The sequence below is a fragment of the Microbulbifer sp. YPW16 genome (genome assembly GCF_021290385.1).
GTDB classification, from domain to species: Bacteria; Pseudomonadota; Gammaproteobacteria; order Pseudomonadales; family Cellvibrionaceae; genus Microbulbifer; species Microbulbifer zhoushanensis.
Genome location: NZ_CP089928.1, coordinates 23,571 through 44,992, shown reverse-complemented (window position 1 = coordinate 44,992; position 21,422 = coordinate 23,571). Strand labels below are relative to the sequence as shown.

The following is a 21,422-nucleotide window of genomic DNA, read 5'->3' as shown; positions in this document are numbered from 1 at the left end:
GCGCGTGGTAGATTGCAGGGAAAACCAATGAACTATTCGCGAGCCCCAATGAAAACAGCCATCGTAATCGGCGCTACCGGACTGGTTGGCAGTGCGCTGGTCGACTGCCTTGCCCGCAGTGAATCCATCGGCACCGTCATTACCATTACCCGGCGCCCCGCACCGCATCCGGCCGGCAAGGTCGACAACCGCGTGGTGGACTTTGAGCAACTGGCGGCCCACCCGGAATTATTCCAGGGGGATATGCTGTTCTCCTGCCTGGGCACCACCCGCAGGCAGGCCGGCTCCCTCAAGGCGCAGCGCCGGGTGGACCTGGACTACCAGTTACAGGCTGCAGAGCTGGCAGCGGCGAACGGCGTTCACCACTACCTGCTGGTATCGTCCAGCGGCGCCAACGCGGAGAGCCGCAGCGGCTACCTGCAGATGAAAGGGGAGCTGGAACTGCGCGTGCGGCAGCTCGGCTTTCCGCGCATCAGCATCTTCCAGCCGTCACTGCTTATCGGCGAGCGCGATCACCTGCGCGTGGGCGAGCGACTGGCGGCAATGATCCTGCCGACCCTGTGTCGCCTGCCCGGGCTGCAACGCTATCGTCCGATCCGCGGCACGCAGGTGGCCGCGCGGATGCAGGAAGTGGCCCTGTCGAGCGGGAATGGCGTTGAAACTTTCACCCTGGACGAGGTATTTCCATCTCCTGCTGCAGCCCCCGCCGCTGCCCGCGACCGGGCCCGCTGATCCAGCCGGCGCCATTACCAGTAGACTATCCTATAGGGTCTGTCCGCCACGCGGACGGCTTACCCGCGCCACACTTTTGATGCCCGGGGCCGCCCCGATAACAGCGACAAAGGGTGAGTAAGTCTGTTTATGCGCCACCATTGCGCAAAGAGGTTCCAGTTGCTGCCGGTACTGGCAGGTATTGCCGCGACCCTGGTGGCACAGGCCCAGGAAACCGCGCGGATTACCGTGGAGGCCGTGGCCGCCCGCTCCCGCCCGATTGTCGAATCAGTCCCAGTGAACGGTACCCTGACGCCGCCACGGCTGGCACTCCTCTCAACCGAGGTGGCCGGCCTGGTCAGTGAAGTGCATTCCGACGTGGGCGACCGTATCCAGTCCGGCGAGCCCCTGCTGGAGCTCGACCCGGAACTGAACATCATTGCCCGCGACGCCGCCCTCGCCGATGTGGAACGCCGGCGTGAACTCCTGTCCGATGCGAGCCGCCGGCTGGATGAGGCCCGGCGGCTGGTGGGAGACAACTACATTGCCGAAAGTGAGGTGGACAGCCTGACGTCCCAGGTACAGGTGGCCCGGGCTGAACTGCGCGCGGCAGAGATCGAGGCACAACGCCAGGGCGCCCTGCTGCGCCGGCACCAGGTCAATGCCCCGTTTACCGGTATCGTCTCCCGCAAGCTGGCGGAAAAGGGGGAATGGGTGGAGCCTGGTGCCGAGCTGTTCGAAGTGGTATCCACCGATCACCTCTACGCCGACCTGGAAATTCCGCAACGCCTCTATGCCCGCATCCGCGAGGAAACACCCCTGCGCCTCAACTTCGACACGGGCGATGACCGTACTTACCGCGCCAGGGTACTGAACAAGGTTCCCCTCAGCCGCACCGGCGCGCGCACTTTCGTGTTGCGCACCGAAATCGTCGACAAGAACAAGCCGGCACTGATCCCGGGGATGTCGGTCTCTGCCGAACTACAACTGGGCACCGAGCGCAAGGGAGTGGCGATTCCGCGGGACGCCCTGACGCGCTACCCCGACGGTCGCATTACCGTCTGGGTCGCGAAGAACTTCAGCGGCTGGAACAAGCCGGCAAAGGTAGCCGAGCAGCAGGTCAAGACCGGACTGGGTTTCGATGGCCTGATCGAGGTTCGCACCGGCCTGCAAGCCGGCCAGGTGGTGATAACCCGTGGCAACGAGAGCCTGCAGGAGGGCCAGGAGGTAATGGTCCGGCAGGCGACCGGGGACGACTAGGCCATGTTCGAGGGAATCATCCGCAACGGCATCCTGGTTACGGTCAGCGTGCTGATCGTCACCATCCTTGGTGTGGTCGCGGCACTGCGCGTGCCCGTGCAGATGATTCCCGACCTGGAGGTGCGCACGGTCACCATCCAGACCCGCTGGGCCGGCACCACCCCGCAGGATATTGAAAAGGAAATCCTGATCGAGCAGGAAGAGTACCTGCGCAATATCCCCTACCTGCAGGAGCTGCAGTCCACCGCCGACCTGGGCTCGGCGGAAATCGAGCTGGAGTTTCCCTTCGGGGTGGATATCACCGAGACCCTGATCCGGGTCAACAACGCCCTCACCCAGGTACCGTCCTACCCCGAGAACGTGGACGAGCCACAGGTATACGCCACCTCGTTCTCCTCCAACTCTTTCATGTACTTCCGCGTCTCGCCGCTGCCGGGAAACCCCCGCAAGCTGGATATGGACATGATGCGGGATTACATCGAGGACAATGTGCGCCCGCGCATGTCAGGCGTGCCCGGCGTGGCACAGGTCGACGTCTGGGGTGGCGCAGAGCGGCAGGTCCAGATCCGCCTGTTCCCCGAGCGCCTGACCCAGCGCAACCTGACCCTCGATGACGTGCGCCAGGCCATTGGCCAGCGCAACCGGGATATCTCCGGCGGCGAGGTGGAAAGCGGCAAGCGCCGCTACCTGCTGCGCACGCTGGGCCGCTTTGACAGCCTGGATGAACTGCGAAACCTGATCCTGCGGCGGGATGGCGACGGCATAGTGCGCCTTGGGGATGTGGCAGAGGTGCGCCTCGACCACTTCAAGATCCGCAGCAACTCCTATGTGGACGGCCGCCCGGTGATCACCCTGGCCGTGCGACGCGAGAGCGGCTCCAACGTGATTGCGATCAAGCGTGCCATGATGAAGGAGGTTGAGGACATCAACAGCGAGATCCTCAAGCCCGCCGGCATGATCCTCGAGCGCACCGCGGATGATGTGGTCTATGTGCAGGCATCGGTGTTCAATGTGTGGAAGAACCTGTTAATCGGCGCCCTCCTCGCCACCGCCATCATGTACCTGTTCCTGCGCTCGATCCGGGCGACCGCGCTGGGGGTCTCGGGTATTCCCATCTGTACTATCGCCGCCTTTATCGGCCTGCTGGTGGCCGGGCGTACCATTAACGTGATTTCCCTTGCCGGCGTGGCTTTCTCGATCGGCATGACGCTGGACAACAGCATCGTGGTGTTGGAGAGCATCGAGCTGGAGCGCCGCCGGGGCCTGGACCGCCTGCAGGCGGCTATCGCCGGGGTGCAGAAAGTCTGGCCGGCGGTGCTGGCTTCCACCCTGACTACGGTAATGGTGTTCCTGCCCGTGGTGTTTATCGTCGAGGAGGCGGGCCAACTCTATTCAGATATTGCCATCGCCGTTTCCGCCTCCATCCTGGTATCCATGCTGGTGGCTATCACGGTGATTCCCACCGCCAGCGCACGATTGAAGTTCGACGGTTCCACCGGTGAGGACATCGCCCACAGCCGGCTGCGTACCGGCGTACTGGACCGGATCAGCGGGCTGATCGCCACCCCGGCCCGGCGGCTCTACTGTATCGGCATCACCGTGGCGGCCAGCCTGGCAATTATCCTGTTCCTGACCCCACCGGCGGAATACCTGCCCGAGGGGGAGGAAGCCAAGACTTTCGCCACCATGAACGCCCCGCCGGGTTATAACCTGGACACCATGGAGGCCATCGCCAGCGAGATCGAGGCATACTTCCTGCCTTTCGTGGGCGGGGACCCGAAAGCCTTTGAACGCGGTGAGGCTGAGGTGCCGGCAATGAAATACCTCAACCTGCGTGTCTCCCCCCAGAGCCTGCGAATTATTTCCGAGACCATCGACCCGCGGCAGATCGATGAGCTGATGCAGGCCATCGTTAATAAGTACGAGAGCTACCCCGGCATGCGTGCCTTTGCCGCGCGGGGCTCCATTATCAGCAGCAACGACGGCGGCACCCGCAGCGTGAACCTGGATATCTCCGGGCCCAACCTGGCCGACCTCTACCAGGTGGCCCGTGCCGCCTACGACCGTGCCGAGGAGATCTTCGACAACCCCAGTATCCAGACGCGCCCGTCCAGCCTGTCGCTGTCCCAGCCGTTGCTGCAGGTCCACCCGCGCTGGGACCGGGCTGCCGAAGTGGGTATGAGCGCCGGGGATATCGGCTTCACCGTGGCGGCGCTTACCGACGGGGCCTTCGTCAACGAGTTTTTCCTCGATGACGACAAGATCGATATGTACCTGTACAACCGCGAGGGCCCTGAGGCGACCGTCGATACGCTGGAGCAGCTGTTCGTGTACACCCCGGTGGGCCAGGTACTGCCATTATCGGAGCTGGCCCGGGTTCAGGAGACCGTGGATACCGCCACCGTGCGCCGCGTGGACGGGCGCCGCACGGTTACCCTGAATATCATCCCACCACGCTCCGTGGCACTGGAAACAGGCGTGGAGCAGGTGAAAACCCAACTGGTGCAACACCTGAAGGATACCGGCCAGGTGCCGGCGGGCGTGAGCCTGAACATTTCCGGCGCCGCCGACCAGCTGGATGCCACCCGCGCGGCCCTGGGGGGCAATTACATCGTTGCCCTGCTGATCGTCTACCTGCTGATGGTGGCCATTTTCTCCCATTGGGGTTACCCGCTGCTGATCATGACCACCATCCCGCTGGGCATTGCCGGCGGTATCGCCGGCCTCGCACTGCTCAACCTGGCGGGCGCCACCCTGCGCGGGATGGGATTCGAGGGCTTCCACCAACCCTTCGACATGATCTCCATGCTGGGCTTCCTGATTCTCATGGGCACGGTGGTCAACAACCCCATCCTGATTGTGCACCGCGCCATCGACAATGTACGGGAAGAAGGCATGGCCGCCGTGGCAGCGGTGGAGGAAGCCGTCAGCTCGCGCCTGCGCCCCATCGCCATCTCCAGCATCACCACCATCTGTGGACTCGCACCACTGGTGTTCCTGCCCGGCGCAGGCACCGAGCTGTACCGGGGCGTGGGTGTGATCGTGATGGGTGGAATCATCGGGGCCACGCTGGTGACACTGACCATGTTGCCGGCGCTGACCGTCATCGTGCTGAACTGGCGCCGGGACCCTGTGCCGCAAGCCGGTAACGCGGGAAGCTGACCAGACAGGGAAAAGGACACCCCGGGGAAACCCTCCTGCCCTGCCCGCCGATGCCTGGCTACTGCTATGCAGGCATTGCCGCCGCATCCATCCACAGGGGTTCCCATATGTGGCCGTCCGGATCGGCGAGACTGCGGTTGTACATAAAACCCATGTCCTGGGTCGGCCTGATATCCGCGGTGCCCCCATTCGCGGCTGCGGCGTCATTCATCTCATCTACCTGTGACCGACTTCCGCAGGCAATGGCCAGCATGACTTCGCTGGAGGTGGACGGTGGAATGGGCCGGTCGGTAAAAGTGCGCCACTTGTCGTGAGTGAGCAGCATCACGTTGATGGTATCGCTCCAGACCATGCAGGCGGCGGTATCGTCGGTGAACTGCGGATTATTGCCAAAGCCCAGGGACTTATAGAAGGTCATGGAGGCTTGCAGGTCCTTGACGGGAAGATTGATAAAAATCATTGTTTCCACTCCTGGTTATCCAGCTTTTGATTGAAGGAGCGGCACCTCCACTCCAATAGGATAATGTCCAGTCGCTCGACCATACCGGGGCAGCGGGTACTCAGGCGTTCTCACTTAATATATTGCCCTCCACCATCAACTCCCGCACCGGACGCACCTCGACACTGCCGTAGCGCGCTGGCGGAATCTTCTGGGCCAGGCGCAGGGCCTCATTGAGATCCCTGGCTTCCAACATATAGAAACCCGCCAACTGCTCCTTGGTTTCAGCGAAAGGCCCGTCGGTGGTCAACGTCTTGCCATCACGAACGCGCACCGTAGTTGCCGTGTCGGTGGTTTGCAGTGGCGCACCATCGAGGAAATGTCCTCCTTCCTGCATGTCCTCCACACAGGCGATACACTCCCGGTTCAGGCCATCCCATTCCTGCTGGGACATCTGCTGCATGATCGCTTCGTTGTAATACACCAGGCAAAGATATTTCATGGTCTCTCCACAGTTTTTTTGTCTCCGGGGACTCCAGTACACAGTTACACACCCTGCACCACTTCCCACTACTCTCGACAGGCTTTCCTATGCCTTATCAAATGCGCCTTGCAGGCCTGCAATATCCAGTTTTTTCATATCCAGCATGGCCGCCATCGCCCTCCCGGCAGCATCGCGATCCGGTGCGGACAACAGCTCCGGCAGGCAACGGGGAACAATCTGCCAGGACATACCGTAACAGTCTTTCAGCCACCCGCACTGGCTTTCCCTGCCACCGTCGGCCAACAGGCCGTGCCACAGGCGATCGGCTTCCGCCTGGCCTTCCGTCAAAACAACGATAGAAGAGGCCTCACTATGCGGGAACCAGGGCCGCCATTCTGGCCCAGGTGGGGGACGCCGGCCAGGTGAAACTCCACCAGCAGCGGTGCCGCCCCTGGCTCGGGGAAAAACCCCGAAGTAATCGCGGAACCGGGAATCAGCGAGGTATACAGTTCCACTGCCGGTTCTGCCACACCATCAAACCACAGGCAGGTAACGACTTTTCCCTTGTATCCCTGCTCATCCGGTTCCATCGTTTCCGCCCTCGGGAATAACGTTAGCGCGAGCCCACCAGGGAAAATGTCGCCCCCTGGGGATCAGTGCCGTTGAGGGCGTACTCGCCCCCGGGGATTTCATCGGGCCCCTGCTGAAGCTGGCCACCCAGTTCGGCAATTTGCTCCACTGCACGGTCGATGTCTTTAACGCGGAAATAGAACTGCCACATTGGCCGGGGCGCAACGTCGCTGGTACGGGCAACAGCACCGATCAGGCCGCCATGGCGAAGGAACTCATAGGGACCCAGTGCGCCCATATCCAGCTCACCATCCTTCTGCCAGCCAAACAATTGCCCGTAAAAGGTTTTTGCGGCGTCGGCATCGTGGGTGACCAGCTCGTTCCAGGCACAGTGGCCGGGCCGGGGCTTATCCGCGGCAAAGGCCAGGCTGTCACCCTCGCCACTGGGGCGGATTACGTAAAAAGGTATCCCCTGGGGGTCTGCCAGCATGGCAACGCAGCCAGTTTCGGGGATGTCGCGGGGAGGCATCAAGGTACGACCACCAGCTACCCCCGCTTTCGCGGCGCAGGATTCCACATCGTCCACGGCAATGTAGCCCAGCCAGGTGGGGCTGGCACCGCCGCTGCTCATCTCCGCGGTCAGTTGCAACAGGCCGCCAATTCCATGGCTCGCGCCGGTTCCGGCTTCTGGCGCCTGCATGATTCGATAGGCCGGATCCGATCCACCCTTCTCTGCGACTTCCCAGCCCAGCAGCTGGCTATAGAAAGCCTGGGAGGCGTCAATATCATCGGTAATCAACTCGTACCAGACAAAATCCCCTGTCTTATTCGGCATCTTCAGCCACCTCGCTGACCAGGTTAACCACCGGGACAAAACCACCAAAAATCATGCGCTTACCGTCGAAGGGCATCGGGTTGGATTCGGGGTTCATACGCGGGTCGTCCATCATTTTGGCCATGGCCGCATCGCGTACCGCCTTGTCCGGCCACTCGACCCAGCCATAGACCAGGCTTTCATCCGCTTTGAGCGCCACAGAACGCTGAAAATCGGTGTGTTTGCCCTCGGGCACGTCATCGGCCCAGCACTCCACCACCCGGGTAGCACCCAGATCCATAAATACTGGGTCGGCGCGTTCCGCATGTTCGATGAAGGCCTTTTTATTAGCTGTGGGAACCGGGATCACAAAGGCATCGATATAATTCATGGTTTGCTCCTGTTGTACGACTCATGATGTTCCATCTATTAGTCGTCCAGGCAGGACGCGATTCGACAGGAGGGTGAAAAAAATTAAGAAACCGGGATATCGGCAAGTTTGCGCGCCAGGAATCGTCGCTCCGGCCCCTGATGTGCCAGCGCCAGGGCCTCCTCATAGGCCTGCCGGGCAGCCGGAAACTGCCCTAGGCGGGAAAAGAGGTCGGCCCTGGCTGCATAAGCCAGGTGATAAGTACGTAACTCACCCCTGGCCAACAGGTCATCAATCAGGGCCAGTCCCGCAGCCGGCCCGTCGCGCATTGCCACCGCCACAGCCCGATTCAGTGCAACCACCGGCGAGGGCGCCAGACCCATCAGCACATCGTACAGTCCTACTAATTGCGGCCAGTCGGTATCCTCGGGGCGGTCCGCCTCGGCGTGTACTGCAGCTATCGCCGCCTGCATGGCATAGGGACCGGCGTTGGCGGAGCGCAGCGCGCTGACAGCCAGGTCACAGCCCTCCCGGATCTGCGCCCTGTCCCAATCCCGTCGATCCTGCTCTTCCAGGGGCACAAGCTCACCCCGGGCATTGGTACGCGCGCCACGTCGGGCATCGTGCAGGAGCATCAGCGCCAGCAGGCCGCCTACTTCACCCTCCGGAAGCAACTGGTACAACAGGCGGGCCAGGCGTATCGCCTCCCTGCATAATTCACCACTGGTGACCAGCTCTCCCATCGATGCGGAATAGCCTTCATTGAACACCAGGTAAATAACCTGCAGGACAGAATTCAGCCGCTCGGGCAACTCGGCCCGCTCCGGTACTTCATAGGGAATAGCGGCATCGCGTATCTTGCCCTTGGCACGCACTATCCGCTGGGCCAGTGTGGCGGTAGGCAGCAGGAATGCCGCGGCAATGGCTTCCGTTGTGAGCCCGCACACTTCGCGCAATGTCAGGGCTAACCGGGCCTCCCGGGACAAGCCGGGGTGGCAGCAGGTAAAGATCAACCGCAGCTGGTCATCGCCGATCCCTTCCAGCTCCGCCTCGGCCGGATCTCCACCGGCCTCATACCCGGCAAGTAATTTCGGGATACTGGCATCGAAGCGGGAACGGCTGCGGAAGCGATCAATCGCCTTGAATCGCCCGGTGCTGACCAGCCAGGCGCGGGGGTTCGCAGGCACCCCCTCCCGCGGCCATTGCCTGAGCGCGGCAACGAAGGCGTCGTGCAGGGCCTCCTCCGCCAGGTCAAAATCCCCATTTAAAAGCCGGATCAGGGTCGCCAGCACCCGGCTGGCCTCGGCTTCATATACGTCCTTGATCTGGCGTTGCAGGATGTCATCTGCCATCGTAATAAATGTCCCGGTGGTCCGGTTCAGGGAACCCTGAACCGTTCATTCGTGCTGGAGGATGTTAATGAGCTTGCCGAAAGGGTCGCGAACATAGAATCTTCGTACACCCCACGGCTCACTGACAGGGCCGTACTCAAGAGGTACCCCCGCCCCTTCAAATCTTGCCAGGGCAGCCTCCAGGTCATCGACTTCCATGAACAGGTCAGGCACTGCAGTACCTGAGCCGCCCTGGGCCCCTAAGCTCACCTGGACCGTCATTGATTCACCGGAGCCGTAGGTCTGGAACCAGCCATGGTCCATCAGCATTTCCAGCCCCAAAATTCCCCCACAAAAAGCCGCAGCCTTGTCCAGGTCCGCCGTGCCAGTATTGGACACGATACGCATGACTTTCATATTCAAGACACTTGCTGCTGTGGCGAACTGAAACTCGGGCGCCGGTCATCTATTGACCCGCTAATCCAGGAGCTCCCAATACTCCCCACACCAGAACGCCAAATTTATTCGACTTTTAAAACTGCCGCCCCGCCGAAAAGCAGAAAAGCCGCAGATACCGCCGGCAATTGACGTCGACTCTCAGCAGATTAAACACTGCCAAATATTAATTGCAACCACCATCACCCCGGGCCTCACTCGGTTGCCAGCTCGTGATCCTGTATCCAGTCTCACCCTGCAAAATGCCGTAGGTGCTACATACCTCATCCAACACCTCACTATCTGCTTTGTACCGCTGCAAATGGAAGGTGACCAGGGAATAGTTACCTATATTCGCCTTTACCCTGGAGCTGATTATCGACGACTCCCTATATTCAGAGTTCTTGAGTTTTGAGCGAATGCCAAGCATAAACTCGCCAGCCTTGTCGGATGACTCGGGAACCAGCAGGTGACTACCGAAGATGAACTGCGGTTGCTCCACAAAATACTGGCTCAGGTCCTGCTCCAGGGAAAAGTCCTTGAGGTACCTCCCGACAAACCCTTGAATATCATCAGCACTGGCACTCAGGTTAAAACACAGAATAAGGAAGCCACAGAAAACCTTTTTCATGAATGTTATTGTTCCCTTGCAGAATACAACGTTGACAGCACTTAAACCCGGGGAAAAGCAATCTCAGCACCCAAGATAATTTCCCTGGGGAGCACGGAGAGTCCAGCCGCATGATAAAGCATTCCTATCCGGTCCCGACCTGGATAGATAAACCCGGTCATTCAGGAGGGCACTGGCACCTCCGGGGGCATGGAGGCTTTTGTAAGCCAGCAAAGCCCGTCAACCTGCATGACCAGGAAGCCTGGCCGACAGGATCAAATGTCAGTGCTTACCAGGATTTTTCCGCACAGAACTCCCAGGCGAGCTTGGCCTTTTCATACCGGTCAATCTTCCTGTGGTGGAGTTCTACCAGTCTCCATGGTTCTACCATCAGCGCCTCAATGTCTGACTTTGTAAAAAATCTCTTCAGCTGTCCATTGACGGAGTATAAGCCCGGCTCCAGCTCGGGGTGCCCGACAGCACCATGGTGAATATCTCTATCTGAGTTGAGACGACAGATCAGGTTCCCGCCATCCCCCAACACCCTTGCTATCTCGCTGAACACTTTCCCGGTGGTTTTCCAGTCGAAGTAATGAAGGGTCAGGCTGGCTATTACTACATCAAAAGTGCAGCCTGGAAATGGCAGCCTCCTGGAGTGATCCAGCTGCAATACCCGGGCAAGATCACCAAGGCCTAGTGCAGGGGAAATATCAGCAGCAACAAGCTCGCCGGCAACCCTGGCAAGCTTGCTGGTATCCCGGCCCTTGCCACAGCCAAGCTCCAGCACTGCTTTCCCCTGAATAGTTGGATACCATTTTTCGAGCCAGCGATCGTCAGATTTCACCTTTTCACCCAAAAATGTGACCTCCAGAGTGGCTTATCATTTGGGAAGCGCCGGGTTTCTCGCCGGCACTGGCTATTTCCCCATTAACTGCGCCCATAGCTTACCCTATTCCGGTCTGCTATTTACCGCGCTCTGTCAACAGATCGCCGGTTCACCGGCTCGTCAACAGGAGACACCCTGGCCTGCATATTACAGGCCTATTGCCGGCCATCGCCCCCCGGCAGGCATAGCTGTGGGCCGCCATCATGCCGACGCCCTCGCCGTTGGAGCGTTCGGCTCAGTCCCGGCCGTGGCTGGTGGCTGGTGGCTGGTGGCTGGCGACGAGACCGGCATGCCCTATATGCTGGAACAGTTTGGCCCGGCACTGAAACTGCCCTGGACCAAGCTTGAGGCTCCGGAACTGAACGACATCCTGATCGATCGCATGGTGGAAGGCACCCAGGCCTGCGAGCAGTCCATTCGCGAACTGGAAGCCCTGCGGGACAACTGCCTGGTGCGGATCATGGAAGCGCTCAGCAAGTTTGAGATGGGGCCGGCAGGGTGCTGGCGGAGCATCGCTCACGCCACCAGCTGGAAAGCAACGGCTGGCAGCCGTTGGCATGGGCCGGCATTAAGGGATTAGAGCCAGCCATGCAGCCATACTCGCGGTCAACCTGGCAGGCTCGCGCCCCATCAGGGCTACCCACAAAACACCTATCCGCAACAACCGCTGCCCTGCTGAACTGGCGGACACTTTACTGTGCCATATGAGCAGAAAACACAGCAGTCGCCGGGTTTTGGCCTGAACACCTTATGGCAAGACTCACATTCGTAGAAAAACTGGCATGAGTCCGTGGGCATAATCTCTTTTTTCTCGTGGCCACACTCAGGACACATAATGATACTTTCTCTGATTACGCCTAGCATTGATCCTCCTGGCATCCAGTCATCAGGCAGGGACTCGTTCGGCGTGCCCCTGAGATAGAGGTGAAATTTTTCTCGCCGTGGAGAGCGCCCACCAACCAACAAGGCAGTTTAAGATAACACGAACCGGGCAATAGATTAACGCTGGAAGGCTAAACAACCACGCCACAAATGTTTCAGGAAAGGCGTAGTAGGCCACCTGTTTAACCCAGCAGACAAACTCGATATGCAATCTCAGTAGAGAGCAATAACACCATCGCCAAGACTGCCGATGATCGACGTCCAAGCAAAAATGATCAGGAATTTCCGCATTAACGCTTCCCGCGCCCTGCAAAGATTCGAAAACCTTGCATCCAGTACCCGCACTATGGGTACCAAACTCACCGGCTACCGAGCCGGTTGTGAGACTGCTCGCGCCCGGGAGCCGCTCCCCTGGCCGGTCAAAAACCGGGTAGCATCAGTGGTTGCCGCCGCTGGGGCGCAAAGTTGGCTTAAGGGCTCGATAGGCATCAAAACCCTGCCCCATATCTGCTGCGTATCGTGTTCGAAAGCCGGCTGGCGACACACTACTCCTCAATAAACGCCGCCTGGTGAAAGGCTATGGCCTCGGAAACCTCGCGGATACCGGCCTCCGTCAACTGCGGTATCTCGCCCCCGGCCAGCACCTCCAGAACCGCATGGACCCCACGGGCGAGAGACGTCAGGTTGTACCCCCCTTCCAGGACCAGGACCAGCTTTCCATCGCAGTGCTGGTCGGCAATCTGCTGCACGATGCCAGTAATTACCTTGAACCCGTCATAGGTGAGGTTGAGTGCCATATCATTCCGGTGAGGGTCGAAGCCCGCCGATACCAGGACCAGGTCTGGCTGGAAATACTCCGCAGCCGGAACCAGGATTTCCCGAAACGCCTTCTCGAAAGCGAGGTCACCGGCAGTCTCGGGAAGCGGTACATTGATGGTAAACCCCTCCCCGAGACCCGCACCCACCTCATCGAGGTGCCCGGACCCCGGGTAAAAGGGCGCTGCACAATGGGTATCGAAGAACAGCACGTCCGGATCGGCCCAGAAAATGTCCTGGGTTCCATTGCCGTGGTGGGCATCCCAGTCAACAATCAGGATGCGTTCACAGCCCAGCTTGGCCTGGGCGTGAGCAGCAGCCACGGCGACGTTGTTCAGGAGACAGAAGCCCCGGGCACGTACTGGCTCGGCGTGATGCCCGGGAGGGCGCACCAGGGCGAATGCGCTCTGTGCATCCCCATTTACCACGCTTTCCACTGCCGCAATGGCATTGCCGGCCGCGGCAGTAGCCGCCGTGACACTCGCAGGAGAGACCGCGGTGGTGTCCCTGTCCAGCCATGCCCGCTTGCCCGCCATTGAAAAAATATGGTCCAGATAAGAGCTGGTATGCACCCTTCCCAGCTGTTCATGGGTGGCACAGGGGCCAGACGTGAACGTGACGCCGGGAACCGGGTTCTGCTCGAGGTAATCCCTGACCGCGATTAGCCGCCCGGGATGCTCGGGATAGCTCCACTTGGACTCGAGCTGCTCGAGCACCGTCCTTACACGTTTTTCCACCCGGCTGGGCATGAAGGGCAGGTCCACCTCAGGGTTATGCCCCAGCATGATTTCGTCGAAAAAAACATTTACGCTGCGCTCTCCTGTCATTCTGCCGCCCTGCCCTTGAATTTCTGGTTGCTCTCTTACCCCCTCACCTCACTACCGCCTCGATAAGGCCTGCCGGACTGTCTCAGTGGGGGCTGCGGCACGAACACCGGTCGGCTTAAACCCCAGCCCTGCCCACGCCGCTTCGGCCTCCCGGTTAGAGGTGGAATACTCCAGCATCAGCTCCCTGACCCCCTGGGCGTCGGCAAAAGTCACTAACTCACCCATAAGGGCACTGAAAACACCCATATTCCGAAAATCCGGTTCCACCCAGACATCATCGATAACCCCCACGGTCAGTTCCAGGTTCCCGGCCCCCTCCCAGATACCATGATTGCGCACGATCGAAAGATAGCCCATGCCCACCAATTTGGCGCCAGATGTTTCCGCAACGAGTAGTAAGCAATCAGGATCGGCAAGGCCAGTGCGCAGGCTTTCGGCGAGCCTGTCCTGCTCCTCCTGCTTCAGGTTCTGCGGAGGTCCACCGTTAACGTGGAGCGCCAGATTGGCGAGAAACTGGATAAGGACCGGCACATCTTTCCCTTCGGCCTGACGAATGCCGAATACTCTAGAAATATCCTTCTCAATCACCATCCGAAACGTCCTGTAGTTAGACCTGCCGTTATCACCAGCCCCAAGTGACCCAATATCAAATGAGTATTTCTGCGCCTCAGTTAACCTGACACGCGCCAGCGGGGAGCAGCAAAGCTGCTGCCGCCCCACTGTGGACGCCGGCCCGGGAGAATTCAAGTGTGAACCAGGAGGTTTACTGCGTTGGCATGAGGTCGTCGATAATCTGCGCATCGATCCAGTACAGGTCCGATTGGGAACCCGTATCTCCGGTTGCTGGCGTCACCATTCTATTGAAAAAGAGGTATTTTCCGTCAGGTGTGACCTGTGGCCCCCCTTCTTCAGCATCTGTGTTTACCTTCTCCCCCAGGTTAATCGCTTCACCCCACGAGCCATCTTTCTGCCGGAAACTGATATAGAGGTCAGATTTGCCATACCCGCTCTCTCTTTCACCATCCCACATAATATAGGATTCGTCTGGCGCGATGAACGGATGGGCATTCCATGTTCCGGTGTTAATCTCTTTACCGAACGGCTTCGGCTCTTCGCGTTTACCGTCCAGTAACCGTGAATAGCGAATAACACCGTCTCCGTCTGTACCAACCTCGTCGAAAACTAAAGTGCCTTTGCGGGAAGCTGAAAGGCCCATAATGCGTATTTCTTCAAAAGCAGGGCCAAGGCTTTTCATTTCTGACCAGCCGTCAGCTGTGCGCTCCTTATATTTGCCACCATAGTACAGGACATTCCCACCTGGGGCGTGAAAGGGTCTACGAGCTCCAGCCGGCACAGCCATCTTACGCCACTGATCGCCCACCTTTTTAAAAATAACAGATTCTGGTTCTCTTGCGTCACGAGAGTGTTTCCATCTGGTAACAAAAAACTCGTTCATATCAAGGGAGAAACCACCAGCGTCCCCCCATTCCTCTGTATTCACAATGCCGGGGGCAAAAGGCCTGGCGGTTAAACCAGGTGGCGTTTGCCCCAGGTATGGGCCTTTAAGCACTGGAAATTCATCTTTGCTATAACTGGCACTGGTAATAAATAAAGCGGATAACAGCAGAGAACTTAAAATATAGAGATGCTTCATAATTTATCCTTATTATGACAATCACCGAACTCTTAAGGTTCGCCTAAATGCAATTGAACAATTGGCCAGCTTATTCATATCGAACTCAAAGCACCTGATATCCTTATGATTTTTAGATGAGCTCGCCCTGATTACGACAAACGACTTTTTAGGTACGTATAACACCCGCACAGAGGGACTAAAAACCGAACACAGCGCTTTGCCAGGCTGCGCGCTCCTAGTCCCCGCAGATACTGATATGAGCCACCATCCAGAAAATAAAAATTTCCGCCAAAACGCTCATGCTTTTGCAGTAAATAAGAAAATAGATCTTAAATCAACCACAATTAAAATCAGTGAATCTGCAATGACTCTCAGCTGACCTACCCCACTGAAGAAGACGCACGAGCACAAGCCGCAAAGCAAACTCACAAGCTCCTCCAGAACTCGCGTCAAACCCATAAACCGGCTGGTCATAGGCTGCCAGCGAATCGCCACAGACATCGCTGCACAAGAGGAAGTCCGACGATCTTATTCACGCGCCAGTTTTAGGTGGCTGCGCGCAATTGATTGTTATAAGCGAACAACGATCTTTCCTTTGTGTGCCGCCTCAGCGAAATGATGGAATGCATTGCGCACATCCACATCTGTGAAGTCAAACTCCGTATCAATTATTGGCCTGAACTTCCCAGCCTCGAAAAGTTCGTTAAAGTATGCCAGGTCGCGATTGGCCTCGAGTGCTATAACCCGAAGCTTCTTATCTCGTTCACGGTTTATGCGTAAGCCTGAGAGCGCGACCTTCAGCAAGTTGAGTGTTGGCCCACCTACGGCTGCGTAAGCACCATTAGGGTTCAAAGCACGTTCATAGTCCGCTGGAGACCGATCGCTCTTGGCATCGACAATGAGGTCATAACGCTTTCCATTTTGCGTGAAATCCGTGGTTCGATAGTCAATCACGTGATCGAATCCCCACAAGCGCATTGCCTCCAGTTTTTCTGCACTATCAACCCCGGTCACCTCAAGGCCCTGGAGCTTCAGGAGTTGGATGGCGAGACTACCGACGCCGCCCCCAGCGCCGTTTACCAGAACTGACTGTCCTGGCTCAGGCTGGCGATCCGCCACAATTGCCTGCAGAGCAAGCATGCCTGCCTGAGGGATAGCGGCCGCCTGCTCAAAGCTCATAGCTGGGGATTTAGGCTTCACGGCATTGTGCGGGGCACATACATACTCTGCAAATCCCCCGAATCCGCAGCCGGAAAGATCACCGTACACTTCGTCGCCAGGCTTGTATGAACTGACTTCACTGCCCACAGCTTCAACTACACCAGCGATATCGGAGCCTATGGTGATATTCGGCCTAATCAGACCTGCCATGAAACGATTTGGGATGAACGGTGCCCCTTTCAGCAACCCCCAGTCCCAGTCGTTGATTGAGACAGCATTAACTTTGACCAGCACCTGATCATCAGCTGGGATAGGTTTTATGACATCGTGAATTTCAAGAAAGTCAGGTGATCCGTACTTCCGTATTATTAGAGATTTCACGTTTTCTGCCCCATAAGATTGAGCTTCCTTTCTTGATGATTTATTAAAAATAGCTTATCAACTATACAGGGCTCTACTAAATGTGGGTAAGTCTTCCCTTAAACGCCTCAAACAGACGCGCGCGTATGCGCGTCGTCTTGCTTTGAATTTTTATGGTCCTACCTAAATAGGTCTACGATGCAGGAATCAATACGATTTAAGCGGCCTTCCGCTTTAGCCTGATCGAAGCAAGCAGCCGCCAGGGGACGGTTCAAATTTTTTACTTCAGTAACCGCAATTTTAGCTTCACACAAGTTGAAAAAAATATGCCTGTGGGCTCTGCTATCTAAAAGAAAATTAGGGTGGACCTGAGCACGATACGGATAAGCGAACAATGCGAACGCTGCCTCTTCATTAAGATCTAGTTCATCTTGGTAGGTAGCCGCTATTGCAAGCGCAAACTCTAGCTGCTCGCTATCGCTCTTAGGCTCCTTCGACATTCGCTGAGCGACCCTCATTACAGCGGCCATGCTTGCCGCCTGGCCGTGTTTTTCGCAGTAAGAGCCCTGAAGGAGCTCTTTAGCTTTAGTTTCGCTCGTACAAAGAGGGGTTCCACTGATAAATAGAGCTAGGCTGATCAAACTATTCCAGAACAACTTCATAAAAGATCCGTATTAACTGGACTAATGCTTTTGTTTAGCGGCGCCCCACCAGGGGCGTCCGGTGGATAGCCGAAGTCCCGAAACAAACTACAACTACTGGTTATGTACTTAGCCGCCGCCACTATCACCGTAGCCCCCTCCAACGAAAATTGCAGAGCCTTTTTCGTCTTTGTGAATTCCTGGCAGAACCCGTTTAGGTAAAACTGAAATTCCGAGTATTGGAAGCAGCCAAATTAGAGATACTAGGCCTATTTTCAGTCTCACTGGTTCCTTTGAGCAGCATACACAAATAGTGGCCCTGGTGTTCGCGTACAACAAAACCAGAATTGCACAAGCTGCGATGAAGAATAGTATTTCCATATTCTTTTACACGTAACGCCTGGGCTAAGCCGTCGGTACGGAGCGCAGCGCAGTTGGCGTCTCGTTGACCACCTTGTTATGTGTCGTTCGCAACGAACGGCTCCTTGTAAGTCAGGTATACCAAGCACGCCGAAGATAACGCTGCTGCGCCGAGCAAGCTGCTTGATATGACGTAAATTAAGATAAACAGTAATAGCCCAACAGCAACATTCTTAAGGTTTTTGGCAAACGGTATGCCTATATCGGATTTACAACTTTTACAGCAAATAGACCCTACTTGCCCAAGGCACTTTGCAAGAGAGCTGGTAGCGGGCTGACTACAGCCTGGACAGTTCCTACTCATGGCTTAAGACTCATAACGCTCGGTTTAGGGGCGTGATCTGCTACCACTTTCGCGGCGACTACAACCGCTTGTTACGTGGTTTTGGCACGGACTATGACTCTCGCACATGACTCCGGGGCCGTTTGAGCAATGAAGTGTCCCCCTTCCACAGATTCGATACTTAACTGGGGATAAATATTACCCAGAACTTTGATTGCATCATACGCAACCAAGTGATCATTTGTTGGCCGGATATACACGGCTGTAGTTGATTGATGACCTTTTGGTTCATCAAGTTCAGCAATATTCAATAAGCGCTGTTTTAAAACGCTTGGCCCAACCTGTGCAATAGCTTGGCGAACTTGATCCATTAGCGCCCTATTACCACGTCCGTCAAAACATAGCACTTTCATAAGCCAGTTTGGAAACAGATTAGGCTTAAGAACACACTCCGGCAGGACAGCAGCAAGCTTTGCGAGCCTTCCGGGGCAAGAAACAAAGCTAGCTATAAAAACTACCTTCGAAACTCTGCTGCCAAGGATATTGCATAATTCATACGCAATTCTTCCGGAATATGATTCAGCGACCACTACAACGCTTGATGATTCAATTTTTTCGGCTATCTGCTCAGCTTGCTGGCGGTAGCTCACGCCCTGTATTTCGTTGAGGCAAACAACCTCTCGGTCTATTTCTTTTGGGATATTCAGAATTAGCTCATTGAAGAGCAATCCCGTTCCATCCATTCCTGGTAGAAATACAAATTTCAATGTTTAGCTACCATCACGTAACGCCCAGCGCAGGCGCAGCCAGCGCGGAGCACGTTTTGTGTTAATATTTGAGCGCCAGCGAGTAACACAAAAGGTGCGTAGCCTTGGCTTTCGCTCTGCCGCTGCTTGTTAAGCGTTTTCATGGCTCAAACCTTGGATTTGGTTTACGACTTCCTCCGGGGTCGTAAACCAAAAGGTTTCTACACGAAGTTTTTCACTCAATGTAGACGCGGATGATAAGACACCATTCTCATTAAAATATGAATCAATTAGATAAGCCACTTTGTCATTACTCAGATCATAGGAATGAATCATCGGTCTCCCGCACACTTCACACTCAGGAATGCCTGCTGAGCTTTCCAAGCTTGGATGCAATGGATCAGCACAGTGAAACTGTGATTCAAATTTTCTTGTAATTACTTTTTTAGTAGAGTCGACGACTACACAAGCAGTGACGCCATATTCAGATTTTTTCATAGATTCCACAAGCGATTCCGCCTGCATAGTATTTATTGGATAGTTAACCAATATTTTTCTCGCCGAGTCTCTAAAAAATCTGTGTAGTAGCAGCTTGCTGACTATATCAGCGCTTAAAATTTCTCCGCCATATAGAGCTGTCTCTATCTCTTTTCCCAGCTTCGTGTTGCTTTTCACTTCTGCTCTCAACAAGTTTCCAATAGAAACCACTTCGGCTTCTAGAAGAGATGCCATTTTAGACACCCCTTCAGACCATAAAGGATTAAATGGAGAAGTGAAAATGATCTTCATGAGATTTTACGCTTAACGAGCCTGTAGAAAAACAGGATGACAACCTGATATCCCATCGGCTCTCTTTCTTATAAGTTTAATGATCACGATTTAAACACATCCGTTTTACATAATCACTCATTGCACGTATTAAGGGCCTCTTTTGCGCAGACGAGTGTGGATATCCCTGTGAATCAGTGGATCGCCCCGTATCTCATCAACTTCTCAATGTTATGCACCAGGCAGAACATACGCCATTGCCCCTGGACCTTCTCACGACCACGTAAAGAGAAACGGCCTAGCCGTTTATTGGTACCAATATTACCGAACACCGGCTCTACCACCGACATCCGGTGACTATAGATCGTCTTTCCCGCGATACTGTCGACGCGCTTTTTCATCCAGTCGGTCGCCGTGCGGCCATTGGTCCAGGTGGTGGACACCTGCCGGCCGTGGCCGTCGCGGGTATCGGCAGAACCGGGGTTGCGCATGCACTGGTGTTTGAGGTGACAGTGGCGGCAGTCAGTCAGGCGGCCCTCAAAGAACAGCTTGCGCTTGCCCTCACTGACTTGCTCCTCCCTGTAGAGAAGCAGTTCTTTACCGGCTGGGCAGATACAGGTCTTGCGGCGCTTATCGAAGGTGAATTCCCTGGCAGGAATCACCTGCTTGACGCCCACCAGGGTATCGCGATGACGCTTGCCATACTTTTCTTTTTGTTTGGCGAACGCCTTGTCCCGCGAGCGGAACTGGTTGTCGGGGATATAGGCGTTGATGCCTTCCTCTTTCAGATAGGCATTATTGCCCTCGTTGGAGAAACCAGTATCGGCGGTCACGATGGTGCCATCGGCGAGGATGTCCGGATGGATGCCGGCTTTCCGGTAGTGTGCGGTGAGACCATCCAGCATGGGCTTGAGCGTATGGTATTCCTGGCCCTCGCCGAAAGCCTGCGCCTCGACAATGATCTGGTGTTTCTTGTCCACTGCGGCGACACCGTTGTACCCCTGGATGGTGCCCTTGCTGGTGGTCATCTTGGCCGACTCATTGTCGGTGATATTACTTTTGACTTCTTTCGGGGTCTTGCCTTGCCCCATCCTTGGGGCTTGCGTCTTTAGGAACTTGTCTATCTTCTCGAAGTGCTGCTTGAGCGTATCCGTCGCCTGCGCCAGTCGCTGCTTGCGCTCCCGCTCGGCGGGCTTGCGGCCATCCAGCTTCTTGTGTTCCTTGATGCAGTGCCGGATCTTCTTGCGGATCTTGGCCTGCTTTTGCTCGAGTTCCTTGAATGTACCGGAGTGCTCCTTACTGGCATTCGACGGCATCTTGCAACCATCAATCGCAAACAGCTCGTTGCCCAGCAGTCCCTCCTGGTCACATACCATCAGTACCTGCTCAAAGATCGACTCGATCGCATCCGGGTAACTGCTGACAAAGCTGGCGATACTGGTGAAGTGCGGCACTGAATCGCAGGAAAGCGCCTTGAAGATGATATTGTGCTCACATTGCCACTGGATCTCGCGGCTGGAGGTGATGCCCTTGGAGTATGCGAACAGGATGATCTTTAACAGAATGGCGGGATCGTAAGCCGATCGACCACCGGCGTCATTCTGGTACTTTTCGTAGAAGGCAGACAGGTCGATATGGTCATCGATCAGGTGGTGGAGGGTAAATTCGAAGGTATTCGGCTGCAATTGCTCTTCGAAATTGATCACAACCATCGCGTCCTGGTTGTAATTGTACCGCTTGAAGTTTGGCATGGCGGGATTCCCCTTTTCGACCTGCCAATTCTATCAAAAAACACTATATTTTAAGAGTT

22 protein-coding genes and 1 pseudogene are annotated in these 21,422 nt (G+C 56.3%); 5 read left to right on the top strand and 18 right to left on the bottom strand.

Features of this window, described 5'->3' with window-relative positions; genetic code table 11:
• The first annotated feature begins 27 nt into the window (after positions 1-27).
• From LVE68_RS00220 to LVE68_RS00210, 3 genes are all read left to right on the top strand, one after another.
• Positions 28-732 carry an NAD-dependent epimerase/dehydratase family protein gene (locus tag LVE68_RS00220; RefSeq protein ID WP_232942022.1) on the top strand — a complete coding sequence of 235 codons (705 nt, stop codon included), beginning with the start codon at positions 28-30 and terminating at the stop codon, positions 730-732.
• A gap of 129 nt (positions 733-861) precedes the next feature.
• Complete coding sequence (locus tag LVE68_RS00215) at positions 862-1,971, top strand: efflux RND transporter periplasmic adaptor subunit (RefSeq protein ID WP_232942020.1); 1,110 nt, start codon at positions 862-864, stop codon at positions 1,969-1,971.
• A gap of 3 nt (positions 1,972-1,974) precedes the next feature.
• Positions 1,975-5,133: an efflux RND transporter permease subunit gene (locus tag LVE68_RS00210; RefSeq protein ID WP_232942018.1), complete on the top strand. Its 3,159-nt coding sequence runs from the start codon at positions 1,975-1,977 to the stop codon at positions 5,131-5,133.
• Between the two features lie 64 nt (positions 5,134-5,197).
• On the opposite strand, the gene LVE68_RS00205 is transcribed toward LVE68_RS00210, so the two are convergent.
• The 9 genes and pseudogenes from LVE68_RS00205 to LVE68_RS00165 all read right to left on the bottom strand — a co-directional run bounded on the left by LVE68_RS00205 (position 5,198) and on the right by LVE68_RS00165 (position 11,030).
• Positions 5,198-5,593, bottom strand: coding sequence for a VOC family protein (locus tag LVE68_RS00205; RefSeq protein WP_232942016.1), 396 nt, complete (start codon positions 5,591-5,593; stop codon positions 5,198-5,200).
• A gap of 100 nt (positions 5,594-5,693) precedes the next feature.
• A complete protein-coding gene (locus LVE68_RS00200; RefSeq protein WP_232942014.1) occupies positions 5,694-6,074 on the bottom strand; it encodes a YciI family protein in 381 nt (126 codons plus the stop codon).
• Positions 6,075-6,161: 87 nt separating this feature from the next.
• A pseudogene (locus tag LVE68_RS00195) lies at positions 6,162-6,646 on the bottom strand (VOC family protein).
• A 23-nt stretch (positions 6,647-6,669) separates the two neighbouring features.
• Complete coding sequence (locus LVE68_RS00190; RefSeq protein ID WP_232942012.1) at positions 6,670-7,461, bottom strand: VOC family protein; 792 nt, start codon at positions 7,459-7,461, stop codon at positions 6,670-6,672.
• Entirely contained in the window at positions 7,451-7,831 is a 381-nt protein-coding gene (locus tag LVE68_RS00185) for a DUF1428 domain-containing protein (protein ID WP_232942010.1), read from the bottom strand. Before LVE68_RS00185 ends, LVE68_RS00190 begins: the two co-directional genes overlap by 11 nt.
• An 83-nt stretch (positions 7,832-7,914) precedes the next feature.
• A complete protein-coding gene (locus tag LVE68_RS00180) occupies positions 7,915-9,162 on the bottom strand; it encodes an RNA polymerase sigma factor (protein ID WP_232942008.1) in 1,248 nt (415 codons plus the stop codon).
• 45 nt (positions 9,163-9,207) lie between these two features.
• Positions 9,208-9,558: a VOC family protein gene (locus LVE68_RS00175; RefSeq protein ID WP_232942006.1), complete on the bottom strand. Its 351-nt coding sequence runs from the start codon at positions 9,556-9,558 to the stop codon at positions 9,208-9,210.
• A 205-nt stretch (positions 9,559-9,763) separates the two neighbouring features.
• Positions 9,764-10,207, bottom strand: a complete 444-nt coding sequence (locus LVE68_RS00170; protein WP_232942004.1) for a hypothetical protein — start codon at positions 10,205-10,207, stop codon at positions 9,764-9,766.
• 268 nt (positions 10,208-10,475) lie between these two features.
• A complete protein-coding gene (locus LVE68_RS00165; RefSeq protein ID WP_232942002.1) occupies positions 10,476-11,030 on the bottom strand; it encodes a class I SAM-dependent methyltransferase in 555 nt (184 codons plus the stop codon).
• A gap of 232 nt (positions 11,031-11,262) precedes the next feature.
• On the opposite strand from LVE68_RS00165, the gene LVE68_RS00160 reads away from it, so the two are divergent.
• The gene (locus tag LVE68_RS00160; protein WP_232942000.1) at positions 11,263-11,652 is read left to right on the top strand and encodes a hypothetical protein; all 390 of its coding nucleotides are present in this window, start codon (positions 11,263-11,265) and stop codon (positions 11,650-11,652) included.
• A gap of 71 nt (positions 11,653-11,723) precedes the next feature.
• Here LVE68_RS00160 and LVE68_RS18180 read toward each other — a convergent pair whose 3' ends face one another.
• The 4 genes from LVE68_RS18180 to LVE68_RS00145 all read right to left on the bottom strand — a co-directional run bounded on the left by LVE68_RS18180 (position 11,724) and on the right by LVE68_RS00145 (position 15,251).
• Positions 11,724-11,951 (bottom strand): GDCCVxC domain-containing (seleno)protein, encoded by a 228-nt coding sequence (locus tag LVE68_RS18180; RefSeq protein ID WP_441338252.1) that lies wholly within the window; start codon positions 11,949-11,951, stop codon positions 11,724-11,726.
• A 548-nt stretch (positions 11,952-12,499) separates the two neighbouring features.
• A complete protein-coding gene (locus LVE68_RS00155; protein ID WP_232941998.1) occupies positions 12,500-13,597 on the bottom strand; it encodes a histone deacetylase family protein in 1,098 nt (365 codons plus the stop codon).
• 51 nt (positions 13,598-13,648) lie between these two features.
• Positions 13,649-14,188, bottom strand: coding sequence for a GNAT family N-acetyltransferase (locus tag LVE68_RS00150; protein ID WP_232941996.1), 540 nt, complete (start codon positions 14,186-14,188; stop codon positions 13,649-13,651).
• A 172-nt stretch (positions 14,189-14,360) separates the two neighbouring features.
• Positions 14,361-15,251: a hypothetical protein gene (locus LVE68_RS00145; protein ID WP_232941994.1), complete on the bottom strand. Its 891-nt coding sequence runs from the start codon at positions 15,249-15,251 to the stop codon at positions 14,361-14,363.
• 238 nt (positions 15,252-15,489) lie between these two features.
• Here LVE68_RS00145 and LVE68_RS18140 point away from each other — a divergent pair, with 238 nt between their 5' ends.
• The gene (locus tag LVE68_RS18140) at positions 15,490-15,612 is read left to right on the top strand and encodes a hypothetical protein (RefSeq protein ID WP_255701147.1); all 123 of its coding nucleotides are present in this window, start codon (positions 15,490-15,492) and stop codon (positions 15,610-15,612) included.
• 191 nt (positions 15,613-15,803) lie between these two features.
• Here LVE68_RS18140 and LVE68_RS00140 read toward each other — a convergent pair whose 3' ends face one another.
• The 5 genes from LVE68_RS00140 to LVE68_RS00120 all read right to left on the bottom strand — a co-directional run bounded on the left by LVE68_RS00140 (position 15,804) and on the right by LVE68_RS00120 (position 21,363).
• A complete protein-coding gene (locus LVE68_RS00140) occupies positions 15,804-16,775 on the bottom strand; it encodes an NAD(P)-dependent alcohol dehydrogenase (RefSeq protein ID WP_232941992.1) in 972 nt (323 codons plus the stop codon).
• 158 nt (positions 16,776-16,933) lie between these two features.
• On the bottom strand, positions 16,934-17,416 hold the full coding sequence (locus tag LVE68_RS00135; RefSeq protein ID WP_232941990.1) for a hypothetical protein: 483 nt from the start codon (positions 17,414-17,416) through the stop codon (positions 16,934-16,936).
• A gap of 774 nt (positions 17,417-18,190) precedes the next feature.
• Positions 18,191-18,865, bottom strand: a complete 675-nt coding sequence (locus LVE68_RS00130; protein ID WP_232941988.1) for a hypothetical protein — start codon at positions 18,863-18,865, stop codon at positions 18,191-18,193.
• Positions 18,866-18,994: 129 nt separating this feature from the next.
• Positions 18,995-19,633 (bottom strand): nucleoside monophosphate kinase, encoded by a 639-nt coding sequence (locus tag LVE68_RS00125; protein ID WP_232941986.1) that lies wholly within the window; start codon positions 19,631-19,633, stop codon positions 18,995-18,997.
• A 173-nt stretch (positions 19,634-19,806) separates the two neighbouring features.
• Entirely contained in the window at positions 19,807-21,363 is a 1,557-nt protein-coding gene (locus LVE68_RS00120) for a transposase (protein WP_232940126.1), read from the bottom strand.
• Between the last annotated feature and the right edge of the window lie 59 nt (positions 21,364-21,422).